Origin of the sequence: Mesorhizobium sp. M7A.F.Ca.US.014.04.1.1, assembly GCF_003998745.1 — a bacterium.
Classification (GTDB): Bacteria; Pseudomonadota; Alphaproteobacteria; order Rhizobiales; family Rhizobiaceae; genus Mesorhizobium; species Mesorhizobium ciceri.
The window spans coordinates 1-4,483 of sequence record NZ_RZRW01000465.1; the positions used below are offsets into that span (position 1 = coordinate 1).

General features: G+C 61.7%; 3 protein-coding genes and 2 pseudogenes. 3 read left to right on the forward strand and 2 right to left on the reverse strand.

What is annotated here, in order from left to right; genetic code table 11:
• A pseudogene (locus EOA22_RS25120) lies at nucleotides 1-1,930 on the reverse strand (kinesin); the annotation flags it as partial.
• 272 nt (nucleotides 1,931-2,202) lie between these two features.
• On the opposite strand from EOA22_RS25120, the gene EOA22_RS25125 reads away from it, so the two are divergent.
• From EOA22_RS25125 to EOA22_RS25135, 3 genes are all read left to right on the forward strand, one after another.
• Nucleotides 2,203-2,571, forward strand: coding sequence for an Hpt domain-containing protein (locus EOA22_RS25125; protein WP_023813039.1), 369 nt, complete (start codon nucleotides 2,203-2,205; stop codon nucleotides 2,569-2,571).
• Between the two features lie 111 nt (nucleotides 2,572-2,682).
• A complete protein-coding gene (locus tag EOA22_RS25130; RefSeq protein WP_013531878.1) occupies nucleotides 2,683-3,003 on the forward strand; it encodes a 2Fe-2S iron-sulfur cluster-binding protein in 321 nt (106 codons plus the stop codon).
• Nucleotides 3,004-3,198: 195 nt separating this feature from the next.
• Nucleotides 3,199-4,227 carry an NAD(P)/FAD-dependent oxidoreductase gene (locus tag EOA22_RS25135; protein WP_063167916.1) on the forward strand — a complete coding sequence of 343 codons (1,029 nt, stop codon included), beginning with the start codon at nucleotides 3,199-3,201 and terminating at the stop codon, nucleotides 4,225-4,227.
• Nucleotides 4,228-4,230: 3 nt separating this feature from the next.
• On the opposite strand, the pseudogene EOA22_RS25140 reads toward EOA22_RS25135, so the two are convergent.
• Nucleotides 4,231-4,483: pseudogene (locus EOA22_RS25140) on the reverse strand (MFS transporter); the annotation flags it as partial.

Sequence of the window (4,483 nt, forward strand, 5' to 3'; positions counted from 1 at the left end):
AGGCAATAGAGAGCCTGTTGCGACCTTCTTCCAGCCTTTCGAGATGGCTGCCGAGCGATGCATCGATGGCCGCCCGCGATTCATTGACCTTGCGCAGATCCTCTTCGAGAGCGCGCGAGATCAGGCTGCGGCCTTCGGCCAGCTTCTGCACCTGGTTGGTTACTGCCGCATCGATGCCGGCGCGGCCCTCGGCGAACTTCGCCAGGTCGGCCTCCATGGCCGCGGCCATGCGCTCGCGGCTTTCGGACAGTTTCCTGCTGTGGTTCTCGACAGCTTCCTCGATGCCGACGCGGGCGTCGGCGAGCCGCTGGATGTCACTGTCGAACGAACGCGACACGACGTGACGGGCGGCTTCCATGCGTCCGGCGAAGTCGCTGGCGCGGGCTTCGAGCATAGAGGAGGTCGAAGTGACGATGTCGGCCATGTCGGCGCCGATCTGGGTCTTGCCCTGATCGATCATCGCCGACAGCGTGTCCTTGCTCTCGGCGAAGGTGTGCGCGATTTCGCGGGCGCGCTCGACCAGCGTTTCATTGATCTGGCGGGCGCGGGCCTCGAGTGCCGCATTGAGCTTCTGCGTTCCGGTGTCGAGCGCCTCGGCGCGGGTCTGGAACTCGCTGATCAGCGCCTGGCCGCGTTCGGCGAGCGTGCGCTCGATGCCGTTGAGGCTGGCCTCGAATTCGGAATTGAGGGTGCGCGCGGCGCCGCCTAGCAGCGACACCATGCCGGTGGTGCGATCGTCGAGCAGATCGGTCAACGACCGCGTCAGTCCGTCCGTGGTGTCCGTCAGCTTGGCAATGCGGGTGTCGAGAAGGCTGGCGAAGGCCTCGCCCGAGGTCGACAGACGGTCGGTGATCGAATCGAGCCGGCCTTCGACGGAATCGAAGATCGACATCGAGCTTTCGTTGATGCGGTCGATCAGCGTGTCGCCGGAATTGGTGATCGTCATCGACAATTTGGTCGATGCATTGAGGATCGAGTCGCGAATGATGTCGGAAGCCGCGCCGATCTCGTCCTTCAGCGTCTCATGCGCGCCGGTAATCGAGGCGCGGACGCGCTCGGCATGGGTGACGACGGCTTCGCGCTCGCTGCCGAGGCCGTCGACCAGCGAACGGATGCGGGATTCATTCTCGGAATAGGAGCGTTCGATCTGGTTGACTTCGCTGTGGACAAGCGTTTCCAGTTCGACGGCGCGGGCAAGCGTGCGTTCGATGCCTTCGCCCATCGCCGCGACCTCGCGACGAACGGCCTGGCCGATCATCATGACGCGATCCTGGGCAAGGTTTTCCGGCTCGGTCAGGCGGAAGGCCACTTCGGTCATCGACTGTGCGGCGATGCGCATTTCCTGGGCGCGGCGAATCATGGCGGCGAAGGCCCAGAACAGGATGACGGGCACGATGGCCGCGACGGCGAGGCCGATCAGTTCCGGACGGGCAAGGAACTGGTCGAGCGTGCGGATTCTCCAGATGCTCGGTCCGAAAAGCAGATTGGCCAAACCACCGGCACCGGCGAACCAGGCGAGCGAAACGAAGGCGACGACCCAGTAAATGGTGTTCGAGGCACGCCTGTTGAGGCTGTGCAGGAGCGTCTTGTAATCCTTCTGGCGATCGTCATTGGCCGGCGCGAAACCTGCGGGCTGGGCGCCATTGCGCGGTTCCACGGGGCGCAATTCGGCAGGTTTGGCCTTGGGCGCGGGTTTCGCGGCCTGGTTTTGGTTGACCACCGGCTCCGGGTTCTGTTCCGGCTTATGATTGCGTCCCTCGCGCGCCAGCTCGTCGGCCGCCTGGGATATCTGCGCTTCAAGATCCTCCATCGAAGCCGCGATATCGAGGTCGCCGCTGCCGATCTCATTGCTGAGGTCGAGATCGAGCGCCTTTTCCAGTTCCCTGGCCACTTCGCTGTCGAGAGTTCTCGTCGTCGGTTTCTTTGCCATGCCTTCGCTACCCTGTACTAGCTGCCGCGGGCTTATAATTCTGTTTGTCTTGCCCCGCGCAGGAGGCTGAAAATGGACCCCTCGTATCGTAATGACACAGGGGGGTAAAGAAAACATGCATTCCGCGGGATACGTAAAACTTTAAATATAAGGTTAACGGAACTGTGATTTGGACGCCGCTTTGGCAACATTTTTCCGGGCCATTCATTAACCCGTTGTCCATTGGATTCGCCTAGGTTTTTGGGCGAGTCGAAGAAACGGAGTTCGAGTTCATGCGTGGCGAAAGCGGCATCGCCTTCTCAATGCCCGGGGGAGATGTATCCGGACCAAGACGGTCACGGCCGGTCGATTTGGCACACCTTGCCCGCCAGACAATGGGTGACCGCAGCCTTGAGCAAGAGGTTCTGGCGCTATTTGTACAGCAGGCGCTGTCCGTGCGTGACAGAATAGTCGACGCCGATATCAAGGACCGGCTTCTGCTCGCCCATGGATTAAAGGGTTCGGCACGGGGCGTGGGCGCCTTTGCCATCGCCGATTGCGCCACCGAGATCGAGCACCGGCCGGAAGACGGCCAGACGCTCAAGCGGCTTGGTACGCTGATCGACGAAGTGCGCGATTTCATCGCCGCCATCAACCGCTGAATCCGCGCCGAATCCGATTTGCGGAAAAACGTCATCGGGCGGCGCTTTCATGCGGCAGTTGACTTGTCAGCCGGAGTGATTATCTCGGCTGCAACTCCCTTCAGGTGACAAATGACCAAGCTGACTTTCATTGCCCATGACGGCACGCATTTCGACATGGACGCCGAGAACGGCTCTACGGTCATGGAGAACGCGATCCGCAACGCCGTGCCCGGGATCGAAGCCGAATGCGGCGGTGCCTGCGCCTGTGCCACCTGTCACGTCTATGTCGACGAAGCCTGGACGGCTGAAGTCGGCGAGCCGGAAGCGATGGAAGAGGACATGCTGGACTTCGCCTACGACGTCCAGCCCAACTCGCGCCTGTCATGCCAGATCAAGGTCCGCGATGCGCTTGACGGCTTGGTCGTGCGGGTGCCTGCCCGCCAGGGATAAGCGCAACCTTTTTGCCAACTGATTTTTCCCGCTGTGGCTTGGCAGCGGGGCGATGGTCATGCAGTGTCCTGCTGTTTCACCACAGCGCCGCGCGTCCTCTTGGACGCGCAACGGACGCTGTAGCACTTTTATTTGCGCATGATCCTTTCCGAAAATCGTTCCGATTTTCGGGGTCATGCGCAGCGAGGCACAGGCATGACCGACATCACCAGGACAGACGTGCTTATTGTCGGGGCAGGGCCGGTCGGCCTGTTTGCCGTGTTCGAGCTCGGCCTGTTCGACATGAAGTGCCACCTGATCGACATTCTCGATCGGCCGGGCGGCCAATGCGCGGAACTTTATCCGGAAAAGCCGATCTACGACATTCCAGGCTGGCCTTCGATCTCGGCGCAGGGGCTGGTCGACAAATTGCTCGAGCAGATCGCGCCGTTCAAGCCCGATTTCAGCTACAACCGAATGGTTTCCAGCCTGGAAAAACTGGAGGACGGCAGTTTTCGCGTCACCACCGACGAAAACGAGGTGTTCGAGGCCAAGGTGGTGGTGATTGCCGCCGGCGGCGGCTACTTCCAGCCCAAGCGTCCGCCGATCCCCGGCATCGAGCCCTATGAAGGCAAGAGCGTCTTCTATTCGGTGCGCCGGATGGAGGATTTTCGCGGCCACGACCTCGTCATTGTCGGCGGCGGCGACTCGGCGCTCGACTGGACGCTGAACCTGCAGCCGGTGGCAAAGAGCGTGACGCTGGTGCACCGGCGGCCTGAGTTCCGCGCCGCTCCCGACAGCGTCAACAAGATGTATGCCATGCAGGAGATGAAGCAGCTCGAATTCCAGGTCGGCCAGGTGACCGGATTGACCGGTGCCGACGGCCAGTTGTCATCGGCCACCATCAAGGGACCGGATGGCGACGTCGAGGTGCCTTGCACGCGCATGCTGCCGTTCTTCGGCCTGACCATGAAGCTCGGACCGATCGCGGAGTGGGGTCTCAACCTTCACGAGAACCTCATTCCGGTCGATACCGAAAAATTCCAGACATCGGTGCCCGGCATCTTCGCGGTCGGCGATATCAACTGGTATCCGGGCAAGCTGAAGCTGATCCTGTCGGGTTTCCACGAAGTGGCGCTGATGGCGCAGGCCGCCAAGCGCATCATCAGCCCCGGCGAGCGCATCGTTTTCCAGTACACGACCTCATCGACCAGCCTGCAGAAGAAGCTCGGCGTCTCCGGCTGAACTTTACTCGGCCAGCATCGGCGCCGCATTGTCGGCGTAGCCGCGAAGCTCCTTTTCGGGCATCAGCGTCAGCGTGATCAGCCCCAGCAGCAATGTAGCGGCGGCGACGGCAAAGATCATCACGAACGGCTCGATCGTCGCGCTATGGCCAGCGATCCGCACGCCTTCACCGGCAAGCGGCAAGCCGTAGCCCAGAGCGACCGCGCCGAGCATGGCGACCCCAAGCGCACTGCCAAGCGAACGCAGGAATGTCAGC

Bases quoted from the DNA above. Each gene is read 5' to 3' on its own strand.
- EOA22_RS25135 (WP_063167916.1), top strand. From the start codon at position 3,199: ATGACCGACATCACCAGGACAGACGTGCTTATTGTCGGGGCAGGGCCG.
- EOA22_RS25125 (WP_023813039.1), top strand. From the start codon at position 2,203: ATGCGTGGCGAAAGCGGCATCGCCTTCTCAATGCCCGGGGGAGATGTA.
- EOA22_RS25130 (WP_013531878.1), top strand. From the start codon at position 2,683: ATGACCAAGCTGACTTTCATTGCCCATGACGGCACGCATTTCGACATG.